The sequence below is a fragment of the Flavobacterium pallidum genome (assembly GCF_003097535.1).
Taxonomy (GTDB): Bacteria; Bacteroidota; Bacteroidia; order Flavobacteriales; family Flavobacteriaceae; genus Flavobacterium; species Flavobacterium pallidum.
The window spans coordinates 2487921-2512626 of sequence record NZ_CP029187.1 but is presented as its reverse complement, the minus strand read 5'-3'; the positions used below and the strand labels follow the sequence as shown (position 1 = coordinate 2512626).

At 44.6% G+C, this 24706-nt stretch carries 15 protein-coding genes; 6 read left to right on the top strand and 9 right to left on the bottom strand.

Annotation, left to right across the window (positions count from 1 at the left end; translation table 11 throughout):
* Positions 1-153: 153 nt before the first annotated feature.
* Positions 154-5253 carry a translocation/assembly module TamB domain-containing protein gene (locus HYN49_RS10300; protein WP_108904038.1) on the top strand — a complete coding sequence of 1700 codons (5100 nt, stop codon included), beginning with the start codon at positions 154-156 and terminating at the stop codon, positions 5251-5253.
* A complete protein-coding gene (gene tamL, locus HYN49_RS10295; RefSeq protein WP_108904037.1) occupies positions 5250-7553 on the top strand; it encodes a translocation and assembly module lipoprotein TamL in 2304 nt (767 codons plus the stop codon). The genes HYN49_RS10300 and tamL overlap by 4 nt, the downstream gene beginning before the upstream one ends.
* Positions 7554-7639: 86 nt before the next feature.
* Here tamL and HYN49_RS10290 read toward each other — a convergent pair whose 3' ends face one another.
* The 5 genes from HYN49_RS10290 to HYN49_RS10270 form a co-directional block, all read right to left on the bottom strand.
* A complete protein-coding gene (locus HYN49_RS10290; RefSeq protein WP_108904036.1) occupies positions 7640-8368 on the bottom strand; it encodes a hypothetical protein in 729 nt (242 codons plus the stop codon).
* A 206-nt stretch (positions 8369-8574) separates the two neighbouring features.
* The gene (locus HYN49_RS10285) at positions 8575-9195 is read right to left on the bottom strand and encodes a response regulator transcription factor (protein ID WP_108904035.1); all 621 of its coding nucleotides are present in this window, start codon (positions 9193-9195) and stop codon (positions 8575-8577) included.
* A gap of 53 nt (positions 9196-9248) precedes the next feature.
* Positions 9249-10952, bottom strand: a complete 1704-nt coding sequence (locus HYN49_RS10280; RefSeq protein ID WP_181368945.1) for a tetratricopeptide repeat-containing sensor histidine kinase — start codon at positions 10950-10952, stop codon at positions 9249-9251.
* A gap of 99 nt (positions 10953-11051) precedes the next feature.
* Positions 11052-12575: a DUF4153 domain-containing protein gene (locus HYN49_RS10275; RefSeq protein WP_108904033.1), complete on the bottom strand. Its 1524-nt coding sequence runs from the start codon at positions 12573-12575 to the stop codon at positions 11052-11054.
* A 104-nt stretch (positions 12576-12679) separates the two neighbouring features.
* Positions 12680-13363 carry an alpha/beta fold hydrolase gene (locus HYN49_RS10270; RefSeq protein ID WP_108904032.1) on the bottom strand — a complete coding sequence of 228 codons (684 nt, stop codon included), beginning with the start codon at positions 13361-13363 and terminating at the stop codon, positions 12680-12682.
* Between the two features lie 74 nt (positions 13364-13437).
* On the opposite strand from HYN49_RS10270, the gene HYN49_RS10265 reads away from it, so the two are divergent.
* Positions 13438-15237 (top strand): tetratricopeptide repeat protein, encoded by a 1800-nt coding sequence (locus HYN49_RS10265; RefSeq protein WP_108904031.1) that lies wholly within the window; start codon positions 13438-13440, stop codon positions 15235-15237.
* Between the two features lie 163 nt (positions 15238-15400).
* On the opposite strand, the gene HYN49_RS10260 is transcribed toward HYN49_RS10265, so the two are convergent.
* Together HYN49_RS10260 and HYN49_RS10255 are read right to left on the bottom strand one after the other, a co-directional pair.
* Complete coding sequence (locus tag HYN49_RS10260; RefSeq protein WP_108904030.1) at positions 15401-16942, bottom strand: T9SS type A sorting domain-containing protein; 1542 nt, start codon at positions 16940-16942, stop codon at positions 15401-15403.
* A gap of 64 nt (positions 16943-17006) precedes the next feature.
* On the bottom strand, positions 17007-20444 hold the full coding sequence (locus HYN49_RS10255; RefSeq protein ID WP_108904029.1) for a methylmalonyl-CoA mutase family protein: 3438 nt from the start codon (positions 20442-20444) through the stop codon (positions 17007-17009).
* Between the two features lie 784 nt (positions 20445-21228).
* Here HYN49_RS10255 and HYN49_RS10245 point away from each other — a divergent pair.
* From HYN49_RS10245 to HYN49_RS10235, 3 genes are all read left to right on the top strand, one after another.
* A complete protein-coding gene (locus HYN49_RS10245) occupies positions 21229-21588 on the top strand; it encodes a TfoX/Sxy family protein (RefSeq protein ID WP_108904027.1) in 360 nt (119 codons plus the stop codon).
* Positions 21589-21698: 110 nt separating this feature from the next.
* Positions 21699-22145, top strand: coding sequence for a DUF1569 domain-containing protein (locus HYN49_RS10240; protein ID WP_108904026.1), 447 nt, complete (start codon positions 21699-21701; stop codon positions 22143-22145).
* Positions 22146-22175: 30 nt separating this feature from the next.
* Positions 22176-23345 carry an acyltransferase family protein gene (locus HYN49_RS10235; RefSeq protein WP_146185087.1) on the top strand — a complete coding sequence of 390 codons (1170 nt, stop codon included), beginning with the start codon at positions 22176-22178 and terminating at the stop codon, positions 23343-23345.
* A 53-nt stretch (positions 23346-23398) separates the two neighbouring features.
* Here HYN49_RS10235 and tpiA read toward each other — a convergent pair whose 3' ends face one another.
* Together tpiA and HYN49_RS10225 are read right to left on the bottom strand one after the other, a co-directional pair.
* A complete protein-coding gene (gene tpiA / locus HYN49_RS10230) occupies positions 23399-24148 on the bottom strand; it encodes a triose-phosphate isomerase (RefSeq protein WP_108904024.1) in 750 nt (249 codons plus the stop codon).
* Complete coding sequence (locus tag HYN49_RS10225; RefSeq protein WP_108904023.1) at positions 24148-24645, bottom strand: TlpA family protein disulfide reductase; 498 nt, start codon at positions 24643-24645, stop codon at positions 24148-24150. Before HYN49_RS10225 ends, tpiA begins: the two co-directional genes overlap by 1 nt.
* Positions 24646-24706 lie beyond the last annotated feature (61 nt).

The window sequence follows — 24706 nt, the reverse complement described above, 5'->3', positions numbered from 1 at the left end:
GCCGAGGCATTTTTCAAAGTAAAAGCATCTTCAAAGGCACATACGTGGTAACAAACATTGAAATTCTATAACAAACAACCCCACAATTATAAGCGAAAAAACCCACTAAAACATCACATTTGTAAGTAAAATTTTTCAAATTCAGGATGTGATATGGCATTAAATAAGTACGTAAGGAAAACCCTTAAGATACTCGCATGGACCATCGGATCCATACTTGGGCTTTTCCTGCTTGTAGTATTGCTCATACAGATTCCGTACGTCCAGCAACGCATCAAGGACAAGGCCGTTACTTACCTTGAGGGCAAAATCCACACTCCCGTAAAAATCGGCCGTATTGAAATCGGATTGCCTAAATATGTTATCCTGGAAGATGTATACATTGAAAGCCAACAAAAAGACACGCTGCTGGCAGGAGAGAAAATCAAGGTCGATATTAGCCTGTTTAAGCTTCTTGACAATCAGGTCGAGCTGAACTCGGTGATGCTTGAAGGGATTACTGCCAATGTAAAACGCAATAAAGATTCGGTTTTTAATTTTGATTACATCATCAAAGCATTCGATTCTGGCAAAGCCAAAGATAGTTCGGCACCCATGGTTTTTTCGCTGAAAAAAGTAAAGCTGGATAACGTCCGGCTGCGTTTTGACGATGCGATTTCAAAGAACAACCTTAAGATAAAACTGACGCATTTTGATACTGATGTCAAGAAATTCGATCTCGATAAAATGGACTTCGACGTTCCTGAAATCAATCTCGACGGATTGAAACTGAATCTCGAACAGGGCGATTTAGTGAGGGAAATTGCAGTAAATACCATCGAGAAAACAGATTCCATCGTAAAGGCAACGCCCCACCTGAACATAAAACTTAAAAAAATCAGGCTGTCAAAAATCAATGTGGCTTATGACAATAAGGGTACCCAATTAAACAGTGGATTATCGCTGGACAAACTCGGCATTGATTTTAAAAAATCAGATCTGCCGAAACAGCAAATCATCATCGACAATCTCAATCTTGAAGGTGTAAAAGGCGCACTCACCATCGGGAAATATGACAAAGCCCCTGAAATCAAAACCGCTCCAGGGAGCTTGAAAAACGACTGGAAAATCAGTGTGAATAACACCAACCTGAAAAATATCAACTTCCGGTTTGATGATGAAAATGCCAAACCCGTTGCCAACGGAATCGATTATAAACACATGGCCATTTCTGGTTTCAACCTGAAAGCCAACAAACTCAATTATAGTAAATACGGCATCTCTGGAAAACTTGCTTCGCTTTCTGCAAAAGAGAAAAAAGGCCTCGACATCCAGTCCTTAAAAACTGATTTCAGTTACAATGACAAAGGTGCCTCGCTTCGGAACTTATATTTAAAAACCCCGAAAACGCTGATTCAGGACCAGATTTCCGTAGCATATTCATCGTTGGACGCCATCAAGGAAAATCCCGGAAACCTTTCCGTAAATGCCAATTTAAAAGACAGCCATATCGCTTTTGAAGACATCCTGATGTTTGTTCCCGGACTTTCGGGAACGAATCCCTTCAAGGATAACAAAAAAGCCGTGCTGAACATCAATGGCAAAATCGACGGCCAGCTGTCTGACCTGAACATCCCGAATCTTGAAGTCAGCGGCATCGGCAACACCACTCTTGCCGCCAGCGGAAAAATAAAGGGACTTCCCGATGTTAAAACGGCTTATTTCGACCTGAACATCCGTAATCTGAAAACCTCTGCAAAAGATATCAAAGGATTTGTCCCTGAAGGAACTTTGCCGTCGAACATCCAATTGCCATCGCAAATAGCGCTCAAAGGGCAGTTCAAAGGCGCAATCAACAATTTCAATACCAACCTTACCTTGAACAGCAGTTTCGGGAATGCGAAAGTCAGAGGCCGGTTCGATCAAAGGGTTAAAAACCGTGAGCGATATGATGGCGATGTCGCGCTGGACAATTTCGATTTGGGGAAACTGCTCAAAAATGATTCCCTGGGGAAAATCAGCGTGAAAGCAAAAGTAAAGGGTGTCGGTTTGAATCCGAAAACAGCGAACGCTGCCGCAGATATCAACCTGGTTAAGGCCCGTTTTAATGGATATGATTATAAAAACTTAGCGCTAAAGGGCACCATCCGTAACGGAAAATTTGAAGCTACGGCGGGCATGAACGATCCGAACCTGGATTTCGACCTGGTTTCCGAAGGGGATTTCAGCGGAAAATATCCTGCGGTAAAATTGCGCCTGAATGTGGATATTGCCGATTTGAACAAACTCAACCTCCACGCCGGTGTCATGAAGCTCCGCGGGAAGGTGGATGCCGATATCGATACCGCCGATCCGGATTTCCTGAACGGAAAGATCAGTGCCTATCATTTGGTCATCGCCAATGAAAAAGAGCAATTCCAATTGGATTCCGTTAATATCATCGCCGTCTCTACAGCGGAAAGAAATTCGCTGCAAATCCGTTCCCAATTCCTGAAAGCCGATATTGACGGGAAATACCAGCTGACGAAAATCGGTACAGCACTTTCAAACTCCATTGCGAAATATTACGACACCAACCCTAAAGCAAAAAAAACAGCCACGCCGCCACAGCAATTCGCGTTTAAAGTCAATATCATCAACGACCCGGTAATTATGAAACTGGTACCGCAAATCACCCGTATCGAGCCCATGACGATTTCCGGAAGGTACAATAGCGTGAATGATACGATTACTGTCGATGCGTCCATCCCGAGGCTGGTGTATGGTGCCAACACGATTTCAAATGCCGTGATTAAGATTGGCAAGGAAGGCAACGCTTTAGTGTACAGCGCGGTAATTGATGAAGTGCAGAGCGAGGAATTCCGCCTGCCATACACCAGCCTGACCGGAAGGATTGAAAACAACCTGATTGCTTACCGTCTGCAGCTGAAGGACGCAAAGGACAAAGACCATTATATCGTCGCCGGGACTTTGAAATCCCTAGATGGCGATACCGAACTGCACCTGATTCCCGCCGATCTGCTGCTCAATTACGAGCCGTGGCTGATTGCCGATAATAATGTCGTCCGTTTTGGCAGCAAAGGCATTTATGCGGATAATTTCGAGCTGAGCAATAACGGCAGTGCCGTAAAAATCCAGTCACAATCTACGGCAGCCAACGCGCCTTTGAATGTGGACTTCCGGGATTTCGATATCGAGACGATTTCACGTATGGTCCAGAAAGATTCACTGGCGCTTGGCGGAAGGCTGAACGGGAATGTGGTGCTGAAGGACCTGATGAAGAAACCCGTCTTTACGTCTGATTTAAAGATTGCCAATCTCACCTTTAAGAAAGACACCATCGGTGATGTCGCCATCCAGGTCGACAATGAACTGCTGAATTCCTATCGTGCGAAAGTGCGTATCACCGGCCAGGAAAACCTCGTAAATCTCGACGGGACATACCGCAGCGACAACAGCAGCTTCGACACGAACCTTGATATCGACCGCCTGAACATCACCAGCATCCAGCCTTTCACGGCGGGCAATATCGCCAAAGGAAGCGGTTATGTATCAGGTGATATGAAAATTTCAGGAACAGTCGATGCCCCAAAAATCATCGGCGGACTGCAATTCCACAACGGTGCTTTTACGGTGGTAAAACTCAATTCACCTTTCAACCTGATGAATGACAGGATTGATTTTACCGAAACAGGGATTGTGTTTACCGATTTCTCCCTTTCGGATGCTGAAAAAAATACGCTGACCATTAAAGGAAAAGTAAATACATCTAATTACCGAGATTATGGTTTCGCCCTGAATATCAACGCCGATAATTTCCGTGCGATGGATTCCAAGGCTAAAGACAACGATTTGTATTACGGAAAACTCTTCCTGAATTCCCGCCTTAGCATTAGAGGCGACCTGAACAAACCGATTATCGACGGCACGATTAAAATCAATGAAGATACCAGGCTGACCATCGTCCTGCCACAACCTGATCCTTCTATTGCTGACCGTGAAGGCATTGTGGAATTTATCGATCAGGACAATCCGCAATTAAACGAAAAACTGGTTACCGATGCTGATTTAATAAGCAAAACACCGTTTAAAGGCCTCGATGTTTCTGTCAATATAGAAATCGATAAGGATGCCGAACTCACGCTGATCATCGACAAAGGCAATGGTGACTTCGTAAAAGTGAAAGGCGAAGCCAGGCTTTCCGGCGGGATTGATGAATCCGGGAAAACTACGCTGACCGGCCGTTATGAACTCAAGGAAGGTTCTTATGAAATGACGTTCAACCTGCTTAAACGAAAATTCAACATTCGTGAGGGCAGTTACATTTTGTGGACCGGCGAACCCACATCTGCCGATATTAATATTACCGCGGTATACAATGCCAATGTCGCGCCGATTGATTTGCTCGACGACCAGTTGGGATCGGTTACGCCAGCCATAAGGAATACTTACAAACAGCGGCTTCCGTTTGAATTGCTGCTGAAGCTTAACGGAGAATTGCTGAAGCCAGATATTACTTTCGACATTACGCTGCCTGAAAAGAATTACGGTGTTTCCTCTGATGTTACTACAAATACCCGTGCAAAGCTAGAGCAGTTGCGCCAGGAACCGGCAGAATTGAACAAGCAGGTTTTTGCGTTGCTTTTACTCAACAGATTCATCGGAGAGAATCCGTTTGCCAGCGAGTCGGGAACAAGCGCTGAAGGGATGGCAAGGCAAAGTGTCAGCAAAATCCTGTCACAGCAACTCAATGATCTGGCAGGAAACCTGATTAAAGGCGTGGACATTGTTTTTGACCTTGAATCCACTGAGGATTACACTTCGGGGCAAAGGGAAAATAAAACCGACCTGAATGTAGCGGTTTCCAAAAAACTGCTCAATGACAGACTGAAAGTCACCGTCGGCAGCAATTTTGATGTTGAGGGCGAACAGCAGGTAAATGAACAGGCCAATACGATTGCAGGCGATGTTTCGGCTGATTATCAATTGTCGAAGGATGGACGGTATGTACTTCGTGCGTATCGCAAAAACGAATACCAGGTGGCGCTGCAGGGACAGGTAATCGAAACGGGCGTGGCATTCATCATTACGATGGATTATGATAAATTCAGCGAGCTGTTCCACCGCAGCAAGGAAGAAAAACGCGAGCAACGCCTGCGACTCCGGAAAGAAAAGGAATTGAAGGCAAAAGAAGAAGCGCAAAAAGCCGCCGAATTCAAGGAACAACAAAAAGAGAAGGAAGCCGACAAAACCACTGAAACTAAAAAGCCATGATAAAACGGATTTTACAATATTGCCTTTGCATGCTGCTGCTGGTATCGTATTCGTGCAGCAATACAAAATACCTTCCGGACGGCGAATACCTATACGTCGGGGGAAAAATCAAGGTCAAAGATTCACTCATATCACGTAAAGAACGTAAATCACTCGAACGGGAACTGAAGGGATTACTGCGCCCGAAACCGAATTCAAAAATATTGGGGCTGCGCCCGAAACTGCTGATTTACAACCTGGCCGGCGAACCTAAAAAGGAGAAGGGATTCCGGCACTGGCTTCGCACCAAAGTAGGGGAACCGCCGGTATTGTTCAGCCAGGTAGACCTGGATCTGAACGCCGATATTTTGCAGAATTACAGCGAAAACCGGGGTTACTTCAAAACGATGGTCACTTCTGATTCCACGAAAAAAGGCAAAAGGGTCAGTGCAGAATATACGGTGATGCCCGGCAAACAATACAAAATCCGCAACGTGATTTTCCCTCAGGACTCGAGCGCGCTGGAACAGGCCATTACCAGGACAGCCGACAAAACCTTACTGAAATCCGGGAATCCATACGATCTCGAAACCATCAAGCTGGAGCGCACGCGTATCGATGCGCGCTTAAAGGAAGAAGGTTTTTATTTCTTCAGCCCCGATTTCCTGAAAGTCCAGGTAGACAGCACCGTGGGGAGTTACCACGTGGATTTATTGGTGAAAGCCAAAGACGATATGCCGGCGCGTGGCTCTAAAGTATTCACCATCAACGACATTTACGTTTATCCCGATTATTCTTTGCGAAGGATGCAGCGCGACAGCGTCCGCGGGGATACGACCGGTGTGGTGCAATACAAGGATTTTACGATCCTCGATAAGAAAAAATTGTTTGACCCGAGGATTTTTGACCGCACGCTGTATTTCAATAAATATGATGTGTACAACCGGACAGACCATAATCTTTCGCTAAACCGTCTGGTAAACCTCGGCACTTTTAAATTCGTAAAAAACCAGTTTAAGATCTCAAAGGAGAATGAAAATGCGCTTGATGCTTACTATTACCTGACACCGTTGCCTAAGAAATCAATCCGTGTCGAAGTGCTTGGGAAAACCAATTCGGCGAATTATACCGGAACCGAGCTGAACATCAACTGGAGTAACCGCAATACCTTTCGCGGTGCAGAATTGCTGAATGTATCGGTTTTCGGTGGACTGGAAGCACAGATTTCCGGGCAAAATAATGGTTATAATGTATACCGCGTCGGATCTGAAGTGAGTTTGACCTGGCCGCGGTTCATTGCGCCGTTTAAATTAAGGTCGTCGAGCGGATTTGTGCCAAAGACCAAAGCTACTTTAGGTTATGAATTCCAGAAAAGGGAAAAGTTGTATTCACTGAATTCGTTTAAGGGCTCGTTCGGTTATCTGTGGAAAGAGAACATCCGTAAGGAACACCAATTGAATATCACCGAAATCAATTATGTAGCTCCGTCGCTGGTTACCGATTTATACCGCCAGCAGGCACTGGGCAACAAAACACTCGAAAAAGTCATTGAAAAACAATTGATTTTCGGGCCGACTTATTCTTTTACGTATACCAATACGATGCAGACCGCCAGGAAAAATACCTTCTATTATAAAGGCAGCCTCGATGTGGCCGGAACCATTGCCGGACTTGCTTTAGGTGCTGATGTTAAGGCAGGAAAAGAAAAAGAAGTCCTGGGTGTCGCCTTCAGCCAGTTTGTAAAAATGGAAAATGATTTCAGGCATTACCTGAAACTTGGCGGTGAAGCGGTATTGGCCAGCCGCATTATTGCCGGTGTCGGATATGGTTATGGAAACTCGACCGAATTGCCTTACATCAAGCAGTTTTTCATTGGCGGTACAAACAGTATCCGTGCTTTCAGGGCGCGTTCGCTGGGTCCTGGCTCTTATAATGGCGAGTCGGAAAGCAGTGATTTCCTACCCGACCAATCGGGTGACATCAAATTGGAATTCAATACGGAATACCGTGCAAAAATCTTCAGTATTGTAAAAGGTGCCGTATTTGTCGATGCCGGAAACATCTGGCTGATGCATAAGGACACAAACAAACCCGGTGCCGAATTCTCAAAGAAATTCCTCAGTGAGATTGCTGTCGGGACCGGGGTTGGTTTGCGTTTCGATTTGTCGTTCCTTGTGTTACGAACCGATCTGGCATTTCCGTTGCGTAAGCCCTATCTTCCTGCCGGGCAACGCTGGGTGATTGACGACATCAGTTTCGGCAGCGGGTCTTGGCGTAAGGAGAATTTGATATTCAATCTTGCAATCGGTTATCCTTTTTAATTGCGAATCAGAAATTATGAATTATGAATTACGCTAGCCGAATCATAATTCATAATTCCTAATTTATAATTCGCAATTCATAATTTTTACAAAGTCCTGTGTCCCTCAAGCGTCACAGTAGTTCCATTACTATCCGCAAATGAACCATTGAGTTCATCTCCATTTATGGTAGCCATATGCCTGCCATCTTCCATTAATTTATTCCCATCAGCAATGATACCGTCACCGTCATTGATCTCGCCGGTCTGGTTGTCTTTGGCAATATAACCCCATTTGGCAAGGCTGGTGGAAAGGACAACATTAAAAGTTCCGCTATCGCTCCCGGCAGTATAAGTCCCCACAAAAGCTTCAATAAGTGACGTCGACGTTTCTTTTGCGAGAATAAATGTGGCATTGGGATGCCCTGGAATATCTGCCGAAACCATCGTCGGCTGCTCCCCTCCCGCTCCAACCTGGAACGTTAATGTCACGGCGCTGCCATTCATCATTCCGGTAAACGGCGCGATATACGTTTCACCATTTACCACAGAAACATTGGAAATGAGGTTCACCGTTACGCCATCTAAAACCATCACTCCAGTAATGGTATTCGAACCGTTCTGGATGTCGATGCTGATGGTGCCGGTCGAACCCACCACGATGCCTTTGTAAAGCCCTTTTGCACTCATGTCATTAGCCGCAATGCCCTGTGGCGTGTCGTTGCAGGTAGTGCATACATAAGCCGGGTCGCTGTCGCTGTCTTTTGAACAGGAAGAAAGGAATACCCCTGCAAACAATACAGGTAGCATCCACAATGTTTTTTTAAATGTCTTCATAAGATTTAATTTATGGTTAATGAAGCAAAGTTAGCAGGAGATGCAGGGGCGCGCAATCGCTAAAAAGTAGTAATTTGGGACTTGCTTCACTTTAGACTTTTTGGATTATGACCCGCAAATCCCAACAATCAACAAGGCTAGAAGGCTAAAGCCCGTAGGGCGTGTCTATAGTGCAGCGTTTCCAAAAGGCGCAGGCGCAGCCGCTTCTATCTGGTCTTATTCAACGCTTCCGTACGCGAATTCACCTGGAGTTTTTCATAAATATTCCTGATATGCGTGCGGACGGTTTCGGTACTGAGGAACAATTTATCGGCAATTTCCTTGTAGCGAAGGCCTTGTGAGAGTTCGCTCAGGATCTGTTTTTCGCGTTCCGATAATTTCTGCAATTCCTTATTCTGGCTGTTATCGGGCTGGAAGGAGGCGACGACTTTACGTGCAATATGGCTGCTCATGGGCGAACCGCCTTTGTGTACTTCAACAATGGCATCAAGGATTTTGGATGGCTGTGTGGTTTTGGTCAGATAGCCTGTTGCGCCTGCCTTGAGCGCACTGAATACGGAATCGGTATCTTCAAAAGAGGTGCACATCAAAAACTGTGTTCCCGGACACGACAGCTTCAATTCCCTGATGCATTGGATACCGTCTTTTCCCGGCAGGTGGATGTCCATCAGAACCACATCAAGTTGTAGCTGCGGCAAGGAAATGATGGCCGCTTCCGCAGATTCGAATGTGTCCGTGCAGCGGAAGCCTTCGCTGCCATTGATCAAAATGGCGAGGCTTTCGCGAATCTGCTTTTCGTCTTCTACAATTCCGACCCTGATTTCCATATCCAAAATTAAAAATTATCGTTTGCAGCAGCATACTACAAAAGTAGTAATTGTCAATTCCTGAGCAGTTGCTGCATCGGAATCCTGAGGCTGATTTCAGTTCCGATTCCGGGGCCGCTGGTGATTTCAATAAACCCACTGACGGATTCGAGCCTTTTTTTCATATTGGGCAAACCATTTCCTGCAGTTACACCTGCCACATCAAAACCATCCCCGTCGTCTTTAATCGAGATAAACAGGCAGCCGCGGTCAATTATTGCATTAAAATAGGCATTCGAAGCGCCGGAATATTTGGATATATTGTTAAGTGACTCTTTAACCACCATAAAAATTCCGCGGTGGATTTCTTTTGCAATAGGGTCCGTCGGAATGGCTTCCGGAAATGAATAATGAGGTTTTATCTGGTAATCTTCAAGGTAATCCGTCGCATATTCCCTGATCCGGGCCAAGAGGTTATTCAGCGTCGTATTGTCCGGATTCAATGCCCAGATCAGGTCGCGCATGTTGCCGATCATTTTAGCAGCGGTTTCCTGGACAGATTTTGCATGTTGTCCGATCTCGGGATTTTGTGCCGATTTCTGCAAAATAATCTCACTCAGGAAATTGACTTTCGACAACCCCGACCCCAGATCGTCATGGATGTCGCGTGCCATCCTGATGCGTTCCTGTTCTTCAGTGTCACGGATGGCTTTATCCCTTGCCACCACGTTTTTCAACTGTTGGTTTTTGCGCCAGAAAAATAAGATGACGATAAAAATCATTAAAAACGCCAGAATCAGAATAATCAGCCTATTGCGTTTCTGGATTTTGAGCGCGTCAATTTTTGATTGCTGCCGCAGGGAACGAATTTTCGCTTCCTTATCCAGCGTGTCATACTTCACCTGCATTTCTGCAAGCTGTGACGATCTTTCGGAATTGATGAAATCGCCTTTCGCTGCTTCATATTTTTTCCTGTAAGCAATGGCATTGGGGTAATTCCGCAATTTTTCATAGGCCGTAGCGATGCCGTCAAGGGATTCCACCGCAATTTCAGCTGCTTTTATGGCCTCCGCGGTTTTATACGCCAAAAGACAATATTGCAGCGATTTTTGATAATCCCCTATTAATATATAAACATTGCCCAGGTTGTTCTGTGTGGCGGCCACCATAAAACGATCGTCCGTCTTTTCTGAAATCGAAAGTGCCTGAAGGTAATCCTGGACTGCTTCTTCATATTTCCCGAGGTATTTACGGACGATGGCCAGATTGTTCAGTGACATTGCAATGCGTGGCTTGTCCTCAACCAATTTGTAAATGGAAAGGGCTTCCGAATATGCTTTTAACGCTTCGGTATATTTTTCCTGCTGCTCATACACCACACCCATATTGTTCAGGCAGTCTGCCTTTATCGGTTTATGGTCCTTGCCGATAAGGTCCATCGCTTTCTTATAATAAGCCAGGGCGACCGTAAAATCCTTTTGCTCAGAATACATGGCGCCAATATTCTTATTGATCTTGGCCATGCCCGGAATGTCATTCCTTTTCTTAGCAATGGATAATGACAGCAGGTAATGTCGCAGCGCCAATTCGGATTTTCCGGTTTGGGAATAAATGTTGCCGAGATTGTTGTATGCCTTTTGCAGGATAATTCCGTCTGATGGTGTTTGTGCCAATGCAATACAATGCGTCAATACCGTCAGTCCGTGCTCATATTTCCCGCTTTCAAAATCGGAAATGCCCTGTTGCAGCAATTGCGCCGCCGAAGGCGATTGTGCCACACAGTGTAGGTTTATCAACAGCAACAATAAACAGCGTAAAAATATTTTCATACCGTCGGTTAGATGCTGAAAGGTACGAAAAAGATTATAGATGGCTGCTTATGGCTTTGATTCAGAACGTTTCAACGATTCATACGCCTGGGATTCCGGATAATTCCATGACAATATGCTTTTCGATTCCCATTTGTGGATGAATTCTTTTTTTCGTCTTTGGATTTTATTGTGGAATATCGCAACAGGCATCAGCTCAGTATCGAAATGAAATTTGGTTTGTTGCATCTGATCGATTTCAGAAAGCTCGTTTTGAGATTTGTCAAGTTCAGGAAGCACTTTATCGGAGAAATCAGAATTGTAATCCAGGTCGACAAAGGATTCTTTATAATTCCTGAAATTGTAACTTACGATGAACTGGTCCCAGTTGAAAACCGAAGCCGAAATGAACAGGATATATAATACGAATGCATTGGTCCTGATGAGGTAAAACGAAGATTTTTTCTGGAGTACTTTCAACGCCACCGTATACAGCCAGCAGATTACAAAGACAAGGAAAATAATCAATGCGATGCGTTTGTAAGCCAAGGCGAAATACCGGATGTAATGGAAATTGCGCACGCCAACGGAAACGGTCAGTACGGCATTCTGCACGATCCACAGTATACAAAGGCCTTTAATGAATTTATTTGCCGAATAAAAATTCAGGTTGCCACGGAAGAAATACAGTACAACCAAAATCGAGCATACAATAGACAACAGCAGTAAATACGTGCCTTCATGTACAAATTGCTTCAGGAAATCGCCGTTCCATCGAAAATTGAACCAAACCCAATACACATCGATACTGTTGACGACGAGCAGGATCGCGTTGAGCCCAATCAGCAGGAAAACCCCAGCGCGCAGCTCCCCTTTTAATCCCGTTGTCAGGCCGCGCCAATAGCGTTTCCTTTTAATCCTGACGATTTCATCACTGGCATTGGCATCATCCTTAATCGTTTGCTCGTTCGTATTCCTGATAAAGAAATAGTTGCAAAGGATCAAACCGAAGAAGAATGTAAAGATTAATGTGAAATCAAGTGTGAATGACATCATATCGAAAAACTTTTCGATGCTGTCAAATATCTTTATTACAAGTCTGTTAAAAACCGGGTTTGAAATGCGGTAAAACATGACAAATACTGAAATGATGATAACCGGGACTGAAAAAATACGAAATTTCCATAAGGCCCGTGCAATTTTTCCGCTACCTAATTTACCTGTAAAAAAGGCATCCATAAAACGGATCTGGGCATAAAAGATATTGAAGAAGGACAGTTTGGCCGAACTCACCAGCGACCTCGCCTGCGGATAAATCAAAATCCCAACAAAAACGAACAGCGCCAGGAAATTCATCACCACGGCATAGTCCGAAAAAACGAACACTACGGCGAGCGCAGTAATAAAAAAACCGCTGCCAAAAATAAGGTGGTTGCGGTTCCTGAAATCAATTTGTTTTGTAAAAGCAAGCCAAAGCAGCGCAGCGGTTTCGATAATCAAAATATTGAGTCCTAAATACTGGTTGTGGAAAAGCAGCGTAAATAAGACTGCAAAGAGCAGTGCGCCGTTGAGGCCTTTTTTGAAATCCATCATGTTTGTAGTTTGGATTTTAACGCAGAAATACGCAACGTATTATAACTATGAATTATCAATTACGAACTATGAATCGATGCTGTCCGTAATTCATAATTCGCAATTCATAATTTAAAAAAGTTTTCCAGCGCAATGGCCAACACGGTTACATCCACTTTTTCAATGGGGTGATGCGTACCTGGGAAAACCATCAGTGAAGCATTTGGCAGCTGCCTGTACACCGCGATAGTCTCTTCAAGCGTGACCATGGCATCGCTATCGCCGATCGAAATCCTGACGGGAATGCCGATATCTTTGAAATCCCCGGGCAAAGGATTTTCATTGCCCATGTTGATCATCATTTCTGCCGTTGCGGTCATGACGGTTTTCCAATCGTTCGGGTAATGCCTTTTTTCCAATGTATTTGCGAAAGCCGGGATTTTTTCAGCGATCTTGTCCGGGTCGAGCATCCTGGTTTCCTTTGCGGCGATATCGGGTGTCCATTCGAATTTTGTGGCCAGTGTAAAAATCCTGTCCACCAACTGCGGGTGCTCCTTTGCAAGATACAACGCAACGTACCCGCCCATGCTGTAACCGAAAATGTTTATGGATTGTAAATTTTTGGCAGCGAGGAAATCGGCAACATCTTTGGCAAAACCCTTTATTGAAAAAGAACCGGGCATGACCGTACCGCCATGACCGCTGAAGTTCATCGTGTGCATGGTAAATTTACCTTCAAGTTGTTGAACCAGCGTATCAAACTGTTCCTTCGCACCAATGGCGCCGTGGAGTAAAAGGAGATGCTGCATGTTTTTATTCCAAATTTAAAAATTTCCGCCAACTGTTTGCGCAAAGATTTATATTTGGAATCATTTTTTACCGTATGAAAAAAGTACTTTTCCTGGTTTCCTTTTTAATTTCCAATCTTATTTCCGCCCAGAATGCTGAAACCCTTTTCATCGAAGCCGAAAGGCAGTATGCGCATGAGGAATATGCCGCTGCCATTAAAGGATACAATCGCGTCATTGAAGTTGACCCTAACTTGATCCTGGCTTACAACAACCGCGGTAATTCCTATTTGCAGTTGGGGGAATATGCAAAAGCAATGGCGGATTATGATTTTTTGCTGTCAATAGATCCCGGGAATTCGGTGGCATACCGAAATAAGGGTTTGGTTTTCAAAGCACTGCAAAAATATCCCGAGGCATTAACGGCATACGATAAGGCCATTGCGCTTAAACCTGATTTTTACAACGCTTACGCCAATAAGATTACCGTATTTATGCTACTTAAACAGGATGAAAACGCCCGGAAAACTGCCGACCTGATTAAGGCTAAATATCCGGATTCAGCGGAAAGTTATGCGGTAAGCGCCACGTATTACCGCCTGAAGAATGACTATTATATGGTTTTTGCGGAAATGGATGCTGCGTTGGCCAAAGATCCTAAAAACGAAGGCATTCTATCAGAAAGGGCGCAGCTTAAGGATGATCTGGGTGATGATAACGGGGCTATTGCGGATTACACCACACTGATCAGAATAGATGCCGGGAATGCCAAATATTTCTCCGGAAGGGCAAGCGCTTACCATGATTTAAAATTGTACGACAAGGCGATTTTCGATTGTAACCAGGCCGTCGCGCTGGATGCCTACAGTTATGCTGGCTATACCCTGCGGGCTTTTACGGAAGACCAGATGGGGCAAACTGATAAAGCCATTGCAGATTATGAAAGGGCCATTTCCATAAGGCCTTCTATGGAGTTTGCCTATTTTGAGCTTTCTACTTTATACGACTGGCAGGAAAAATATGATAAGGCACTGGAGGTGATCGGGTGGCTGCTGAAAATAAAACCCGACTCTTACCAGGGGCTCATGAAACAAGCCGATTTTACCGCAAAAACGAAAAACTTTAAAGAGGCCATCCGTTTGTGGGGAGGTGTCATCCAAAAGGAACCCACGTTCATTGCCTATTCGCAAAAGGCTTTGTGCGAAAAGCAAATCGGTGACATCGCTGCTGCATGTACCGATATGCAGGCCGCCAACAAACTGGTGAAGGACAAGAAATCGGAAGACTATTTTTTGAGTATCAATTTCCTTTACAATAACTGCCGCAGCACTTTCAGTTCGAAAGATTTGAAAATAATGGACCTGAACAATCAACTGCTTCAGTTTTATGACAAGAACGATGTACAAAATGTGTTGAAAAAATATGATGAAATGATTGCCGTTGCCCCCGATTCGGCGTCGCTGTATGTTGACCGTGGATTGTACAAGCGCGGCAACGGAGATTATACTGGCGCAATCAATGATTATAAGAAAGCCTTATCGCTCGACAAGAACAACGGTACGGCACGCAGTGCAATGGGGTTCGCCCTGGTGTACACCGGCAAAACCGATGAAGCGGTGGAGACATATCTTGAAGCGATACGACTGCATCCCGAATATGCGCCGGATTCCTATAACCTTGGATTAATCTATGCCGAAAAAGGAGACTACCAAAAAGGCATAGCGTATTTATCAAGCGCCATACAAAAGGACCAAAACTACACGGGCGCCTATTACAACCTGGGTTTGGTTTACCTGAAAACCGGTGATAAAAACAAAGCTTGCTACTATCTTAAAGCCGCAGAGAAATTGGGTTCTATGGAGGCAAGAGTGAAACGGATGTCAGTGTGTGATTAGTACTGAGTGGCTGAGTACAAAAATAAGAATGTGAAAATCAGGGCGATAATTTATTCGTTTTTTCCCTTTCGGTTGAAGTGACTTATCGTCTCGCAACATATAATAAAAAAGCCGCAAAACCATGTTACAGGGCTTTGCGGCTTTATAAATTATAAAAATGACCTTATTTCTTAACGAGTTTACGGGTTTCCCCATTTGCAAACTTCATTACATACACGCCGGCAGCATATGCTGAAACATCCAGCGATTGTAAACCGGTATTTCCTTTGTAAAGCATGCGGCCATTAATATTGTAGACTTCGTAATCAAGGTGGTCCGTAGCCTGGATAAATACTTTCCCTGAAGCCGGATTCGGGTAAACCGTAAGCACAGCCGCAGCATGTACTTCGCCAACACCAAGTACTGAGAATTCATAAGCGCCCATATCGACGGTAGTGTCCTGGATGCGTGCCGTTTTTTGCAAATCAAGGTTGTAAACCTGGTTTATGAGTGTGTTATCCCCCATATTAATTCCGTTTGATCCGGCGAGGAGGTGGTAATCGTAACCGTCAATTGAGAATGGTGCAGCAGCAGCGACCCCTGCGTTGACAAAAGTTGGGACTGTAGTTGAAATATTTGTGCTGCTGTTAGCATCATTTATCCCTTCAATAATACTATTTGCAGCAGCTCCATTGTCCAATGCACGTCCCGCAATATTGTTGCAAACTATATTATTATAGAATACGGACAACTGTCCTGCTAGCTCTACAGTATAAACCGAAACGTTAGTAACATTATTTTTATTTCCGCTTATAGTACAATTTATAATTTTCGAAACCGGAGGTGTACCGGCAGGCACAACAGAACTTAAAGCAGCACCGTAGTCTGCAACGTTCCCAACAAATAAAGAGTTATACAATTCTACTGTAGAACCTGAATCATCATTGCAAACTGCACCGCCGTACAACGAAGCGCTATTGCCACTCATTACCGTCCTGTCCACAATCAGAGCACTGTTGGAATCCAAAAAAACACCACCTCCGTTTTGAGCAGTATTGCTACTTATATCACAGTCAATAAGTTTCAAGGTTCCGCCACCAAGCCATATCCCACCGCCGTCACCAGCAGATGAATTGTTCCTGATTTTACAGGAAATAAGTGTAGTTATATTTGATGTCTGTGCATAAATACCCACTGCACCACCGTCAGAGCCGTAATTTGCAACAAGTTCGCAATTTCTTATTATAGGCTGACCTTGTGAAACACGGATCGCTCCACCCCAGATAGTAGTTGCATAACCATTTACAATTTTGAATCCATCAAAAATCGTGAGATTACTAGAATTAGTGAATGTCACCACACTTCTGCAATTATCAGTGTTTACTCCCACTGTACCGACATCTCCATTAAGCGTTGTTGATACGCCAGCAGTAATATCACGCTGTGCCAATGTAGTTTCGGTTCCCATAAAACTCCCATAGACTGCAACGCCATTAGGTATGCTGAAGGAAGAACTGGAAGTATTTCCGACTGGTTTATAAACCCCTGAAGCCACCCATACCTGGTCTCCTACTATAACATCGCCAAAAGCCTGTTCAATCGTCAGGTAAGCGTTCGTCCACGAAGTGCCGTTATTGGCTCCCGTAGCATTCTTGTTCACATAAATAATCGTCGCAAAAGCGTTCATGCTACAGATGCAACATAATAAGAAGTAGATTTTTTTCATAATGTTTTGTTTAATTGTTTTCGGTGTAAAAATAATAGAATTAATTTCCTGAGCATCATCTGTATTACATATTCCTGCGATACTGCCCTCCCACTTCGAATAAAGCTGAAGTTATCTGCCCCAGAGAACAGACTTTCGTCGCTTCCATCAGTTTTTCGAACATGTTCTTATTGCTGATTGCTGCTTCCTGGATGGCTTCAAGCTGCTCTTCCTCTTTGCCCGCATGGGTTTTATGCAGTTCGTCGAGCATCGTGATCTGGTATTGCTTTTCCTCTTCGGTAGCGCGGATGACCTCGGCAGGAACAACCGTCGGGGAACCTTTGGAACTCAGGAACGTATTGACACCGATGATCGGGAAATCGCCATTGTGCTTCAGCGTTTCGTAGTACAGGCTTTCCTCCTGTATTTTCGAACGTTGGTACATGGTTTCCATCGCACCGAGAACACCACCTCTTTCGGTGATGCGGTCGAATTCCTGTAATACGGCTTCTTCAACCAAATCGGTCAGTTCTTCAATGATGAACGATCCCTGTATCGGGTTTTCATTTTTGGCCAATCCCAATTCCTTATTGATGATCAGCTGGATGGCCATCGCACGGCGTACCGATTCTTCAGTGGGTGTTGTGATGGCTTCATCATAAGCATTGGTATGCAGTGAATTACAGTTATCGTAAATCGCATAAAGCGCCTGCAACGTCGTACGGATATCGTTAAAGTCGATTTCCTGTGCATGCAGTGAACGGCCTGAAGTCTGGATGTGGTACTTCAGCATCTGGGCGCGCTCGTTTGCCTTATATTTATATTTTAAGGCTTTCGCCCAAATCTTTCTGGCCACACGACCGATAACGGCATATTCCGGATCGATTCCGTTTGAGAAGAAGAACGATAGGTTCGGCCCGAAATCGTTGATGCTCATACCCCGGCTTAAGTAATATTCCACGTAAGTGAAACCATTCGCAAGCGTAAAAGCCAACTGCGTAATAGGATTTGCGCCTGCTTCGGCAATATGGTAGCCAGAAATCGAAACGGAGTAGAAATTGCGTACATTGTTTGTAATGAAATATTCCTGCACATCACCCATCAGCCTCAGCGCGAATTCGGTCGAGAAAATGCAGGTATTCTGCGCCTGGTCTTCTTTTAGGATATCCGCCTGCACGGTACCGCGAACCTGTGCGAGTGTCTTCACTTTGATGTCATTGTAAACATCGGCGGGAAGCACCTCGTCTCCGGTAACGCCAAGTAGCAATAATCCGAGTCCATTGTTTCCTTTTGGCAACTCCCCTTGATAAGCCGGCCTTTTGGTGCCTTTCTGTTTGTAGATCTCGTTGATTTTTTCTTCGACGACAGACAGTAAATTGTTTTGCCTGATGTACATTTCGCATTGCTGGTCGATGGCAGCATTCATGAAGAATCCCAGCAGCATCGGGGCAGGCCCGTTGATGGTCATCGAAACCGACGTCAGCGGATGCACGAGGTCGAAACCGGAATACAGTTTCTTGGCATCGTCAAGGCAGCATATCGATACGCCGGCGTTCCCGATTTTTCCGTAAATGTCAGGGCGCAGGTGTGGGTCATTTCCGTATAAGGTCACACTGTCAAAGGCCGTAGACAAACGCTTTGCGGGCATGCCCTGGCTTACATAATGGAAACGCTTGTTGGTACGCTCCGGGCCGCCTTCCCCCGCAAACATACGCGAAGGGTCCTCGCCTTCCCTTTTGAACGGGTACAGTCCGGAAGCAAACGGGAACTCTCCGGGAACATTCTCCTGCAGGCACCAGCGGAGGATATCACCCCAGGCTTCGTATCTTGGCAAAGCCACTTTGGCAATCTGCGTATGCGAAAGCGATTCGGTATGCGTGGCAATCTTGATTTCCTTGTCGCGTACTTTGAATGAATAAACCGGGTGTTTGTAGCGGTTGACTTTTGTATCCCAATTCAGGATGATTTCCCAGTTGTAGGGGTCGAGGTCCATTTTTAATTTATCGAACTGGTTCAGCAATAGGTTTAAGAAGATGCGGTTTTCATGGCCTTCATCAAAAGGGGCTAAGATCGAATCATCGTCGATACCTGCTTTGGTAATCACAGGAATTTTACCGGAAACGGTTTCAATCGTCTTGAAAATCCCGAAAAGTTTCTGTGCGACTTGCTGTTGTGACAGCGCATCGGCATCATATTTGCGGTTGTTTTCTGAAATTTCTGACAAGTAGCGCGTACGGTGTGGCGGAATGACGAAAATCTTCTCGCTCATTTCGCGTGTGATGTGGAAATCCGACTTTAAATCCGAATCGGTTTTTTCATGGATCTTATCCATAATGGACTTGTATAGCGTATTCATTCCAGGGTCGTTGAACTGCGAGGCGATGGTGCCGAAAACGGGCAACGTATCAGGATCGGTATCCCAAAGCTGGTGGTTTCTTTGGAACTGCTTCTTCACATCGCGCAACGCATCAAGCGAGCCGCGCTTGTCAAATTTATTGATTGCCACGAGGTCGGCGAAGTCGAGCATGTCAATCTTTTCCAACTGTGTTGCAGCACCGAATTCGGGCGTCATGACGTATAAGGAAACATCTGAATGGTCCATAATCTCGGTGTCCGACTGTCCGATGCCGGAAGTCTCGAGGATGATCAGGTCGTATTTTGCAGCCTTCAGTACTTCGATGGCTTCAGCTACATATTTCGATAAGGCCAGGTTGGACTGGCGTGTTGCCAGGGAACGCATGTACACCCGCGGGTTGTTGATGGCGTTCATGCGGATGCGGTCACCAAGTAACGCACCGCCGGTTTTCCTTTTGGATGGATCTACGGATATCAGTCCGATGGTTTTTTCAGGGAAATCAATGAGGAACCTGCGTACGAGTTCGTCTACCAGTGATGATTTCCCTGCACCGCCCGTTCCGGTGATTCCGAGTACAGGGGTTTTGCTTTTTTTGTTTTTCTTATAAATGGCTTCCATGGCTGCCTTGGCCACTTCGGGGAAATTTTCGGCTGAGGAGATGACACGCGCGATGGCGGTCGGATTTTTGGATTCAAGGTTGTCCACTTCGCCGTTGAGCCTGTCCCCTATCGGAAAATCGCTGCGCTTCACAAGGTCGTTGATCATGCCCTGCAATCCGAGGGAGCGCCCATCATCCGGGGAATAGATGCGTTCGATGCCATACTCGTGCAGTTCGGAGATTTCTGAAGGCAGGATGACACCGCCGCCGCCGCCGAAGATCTTGATGTGCGCGGCACCTTTTTCCTTTAGCAGGTCGTACATGTACTTGAAGTATTCGTTGTGACCTCCCTGGTAAGATGTCATCGCTATGGCATTGGCATCTTCCTGAATGGCCGTATTGACAACCTCTTCTACGCTACGGTCGTGGCCGAGATGGATCACTTCAACGCCGGTGGACTGGATGATACGTCGCATGATATTGATTGCGGCATCATGCCCGTCGAACAATGACGCAGCGGTAACGATTCTTACTTTATTGACAGGAATATAAGGCTTTACTTGTTCCATTTGTATTTTACTGTGGATTTTGAGCGCGCAATTTACGGATTTTATAATCAGTGGGAAAGTGGGAAAGTTACAAAGTTGTAAAGTAGTAAATTGAGGATGCTTTTACCGCTCTCTGCCGCACCAGTACCGCTTTAGTACCGCTTTAGTACTGCATTAGTACCGCACTAGTACCGCATTAGAAGCGTATCAGTACCGAAATAGTAAAGCATCGATAGCGGTTTTTTGTATGTTTGTGGGAGCTGTCTTATTTGTTTTTATAATTGCTATGCGATAACTTATTCAATTTATTTGGAAATGCGGGAAAAAATATTCAGGTACTCCACATTATCATTCGTTTTTATAAATTTTTGGACACTCTATCTGTTCTTTGATTATTTTACACAGGAGCATAGGATGTTTGAAGGTTGGGGATTATTATTCAACTTTTTTTATAGTGTGATGTTTGGGACCGGGTTCGCTTTAATTTTATTAATCATCAGATTGGTGCTTCATTTAAGGAAGAAGCCAAGTATGCTGACATCAAACTTCTTTTATGTGCTGAGCGGAATATTTAATCTTAATATTTTTATTATTTGGGTAATTTGCCTGATCCTGGACATTCTGGAGATTGAAAATGGTTTTTTAGCGATTTTTATGTCAGCATCATTATTAATGGCAGGCTTCATATTTTTTGATATTTATAAATCAAACTTCAAGCTGCAAGGGGATGAAAAAAGCGCCGCTAAACCTTAGATAAGGACCGGATTACAAAAGACATTTTGAAATAACAGCATTTATACAGACTATGGCTTACAACGAAAACACTGTGCAACGCATTCGCGGGTTCTTACAGCACACAGGAATGGATTTTTATGAAAAGGAGATGTTTCGCGGCATTTGTTTTATGGTCGATGACAAAATGTGCTGTGCTGCGCATATTGACAAAGCATCTGGAGCCAATTACCTGCTATGCAGGATTGGCGATGAAGCGTATGCAGGTGCTTTGGAAAAGGATTATGTAATCCCGATGGAATTCACGGGAAAGTCAATGAAAGGGTATGTTTATGTCATTGAAGACGGCTTCAGAAGCGCGAAGGACCTTGCGTATTGGCTGCAGTTGTGTGTTGACTTTAATCCATTTGCGAAAAGGAGCAAGCGGAAATAAGTAGTAACGTCATGAAGGTAAATGCGTGGCATTAATGGCTTTTCATAATACAAGGATTTATATGAGCTGAATATTTTCCTAACTTCGCCTTTAAACTAAAAACAAATCCCATGACTTCGATGTTCAATCCCGTCCATGCCGATAATATCATCTCGCGCATCAGATCCCTGACTCCTGAGCATGAGGCGCTTTGGGGCAAAATGAATGGGTACCAAATGCTGAAACATTGCACACTTTGCGAAGATATGCTGCTTGGGCACCTTAAGATCAAACGTGTTTTCATTGGCCGGATCATCGGGAAGATGATTTTGAAGAAAGCGTTGGAGGAAGGCAGGCCTTTCGGAAAAAATTCACCTACTGCGCCCCTTTTTGAAACTACTTCCCAATCCGGAAACTTTGAGGAACAGCGAAATGAATGGCTTGGGCGAATCAGTCAATACGAGGCATTTTCCAATAATGATTTCGTGCATCCTTTTTTCGGGAAGATGAACAGGGAACAGGTCGGGTTGTTTGCTTATAAGCATGCAGATCATCATCTGAGGCAATTCGGGGTATAACAAAATGACTGCAAAAACGTCTCTCCTGTTGTGGTTTCCTCTAACAGTCATCAGACTTCATTGAACACGATGGAACAACCCAGAATATATTTCCCAAACCTGAACGGGCTGCGTTTCATCGCAGCGTTGCTGGTTATTATCCATCATGTCGAAGCATACAAAGGCTTTTTCAGGATGGAACATGATGACATTCCTTTTGCTACAATTGCCGGGCCGCTTGGCGTGATCTTGTTTTTCGTATTGAGCGGCTTCCTGATTACTTATTTGCTTTTGTTTGAAGAAACCGCCTTTGGTAAAATCAACATCAGGAATTTTTACACCCGCAGGATACTCCGCATCTGGCCATTATATTTCCTGATTTTACTGCTGGCTTTCCTGGTATTGCCCAATATTGATATTTTTGTATTGCCCCGTTTTGGTAAGGATGCCATTTATTCACAACTGGCGCTAAAAATTATCTTTTACGTTTTTTTCCTGCCGAATCTCGCTTGTGCGGCACTGAGTTCCATCCCATACGCCTCACATACCTGGTCCATCGGTACGGAAGAGCAATTTTACCTCGTGTGGCCGCTGCTCCTGAGATTCTTTAAAAAATACAGGATGGCGATGATGCTGGGGATTATCCTATGTTATAATATCATTTTAGCCCTGCTTAAATCACCTTGGTCAGACGATTTGCCCGGAAGCCTTGTGTTGCGCCTTTTTTGGCCTGGATTTAGCATCGACTGCATGGCAATTGGCGGAATCCTGGCCTTACTGTATTTCAGGAAAAGCCGCATGCTTTCCTTGTTAATGGATAACCGTGTCTTCTACGTTGTATTGATGGCAACCATCTTTTTATTGGCTATGGGGTATCATTTCCCTTATCTCCATGATAAAATTTATGCGGTGCTATTTGGGATCATTGTATTGAATCTTGCTGCGAATGATACGCTTTCGATATCGCTCGAAAACAATATATTGAATTATTTGGGGCGCATTTCATATGGTTTATATATGTATCACCCGATTGCGATAGTACTGGCATTTGCCATTTGCCGAAATACCGGGCATTTTTCAAATTGGTTCATTTACCCGCTGGCCATGGTATTAACGAGCGCCATGGCTGCCCTTTCTTATCAATATTTCGAAAGCTGGTTTTTGAAGCGAAAGCAGCAATTTACTGAAATCATCAGTGGGAAGGAAAAGCCGGTTAACTAAAAAAGCAGCCTTGGGCTGCTTTTGTTTATAACTATGGTGTAAAAAAAAATTACTTAAATCCCCTCCACAATTGCAGCAAAATCAACTGCCTTCAGTGCTGCACCGCCGATGAGTCCGCCGTCAACATCCGGTTTTGAAAAGATCTCCTTTGCATTTTCAGGCTTTACGCTGCCACCGTATAAAATGGAAACGTCCTGCGCGATGTTGCCGTATTTTCTATTAATCGTCTCACGGATAAAATGATGCATTTCCTGTGCCTGCTCCGGACTTGCAGTTTCTCCGGTACCGATGGCCCAAACCGGCTCGTAGGCCAGGATGATATTTTCCCAGGCACCTTGCTCAAGATGAAACAAACTATCCTGCAACTGATTTTCTACAATATTGAAATGGTTCCCGGACTGCCTGTCCTTGAGTTCTTCTCCAAAACAGAAAATCACTTCCAGGTTGTGCTTTAGTGCTGTATCCACTTTTGAAGCCAGTAATGCATCGGTTTCATGGAAATACGCCCTGCGCTCAGAATGTCCAAGGATTACAATCCCAACACCGATACTTTTGAGCATATCTGCCGAAATCTCTCCCGTGTAAGCGCCACTTTCCGCCTGGTGCATATTTTGTGCCGCCACCCCGATGTTCGTAAACTCGAGATGGTCCACCGCCGATGCCAGGTTCACAAATGTTGGCGCAACAATAATACGTGCTTCCTTATCATCGGGAAGTGCATTGATTAACTCGTTGAGTAAATCTTCGGTTTCTTCAGCATTTTTATGCATCTTCCAGTTTCCGGCAACAATTTTTGTCCTCATTATTGTAGTGTTTTTAGTGTTTTTTCCATGGAATCAAAATCGGTTTCAATCGCACGGTAGGTTACGATTTGGCCTTTGGCATCAATAATGATATACCTCGGGATCCAGTCCAGGTCGATCGCTTTACCAAATGCGCCTTTCATCATTTTCTCGTCATTAGCCCAATAGTGGTCTCCTTTGAGCTCGTGTTTTTCAATGCCTGCTTTCCATTTTTCCTCAGCCTTATCCATGGAGATGAATACATAATCCACGTTCGGGTTGTTCGCCTGCAACGTTTTGAGTTTAGGCATGGCCTTGACACAATCGCCGCACCACGAAGCCCAGATTTCAATAACAGTGACTTTGCCTTTATGTTTTTCCAGGATGGTTTTCAGGTTGGTGTCACTACCGTCGAAAGCTTTCAGTTTTTCAGAAAGCGCGTCTTTTGAAAACGATTTTTGTGCATTGCAGGATACCAATGGAAGGGCCAAAAGCATCGATAAGAATATGTTTTTCATTTTAAATGGTTTTATCGCCTTGCGGCAGATTTGAAGCTTTACAAAAATAGTCAATTTTAAT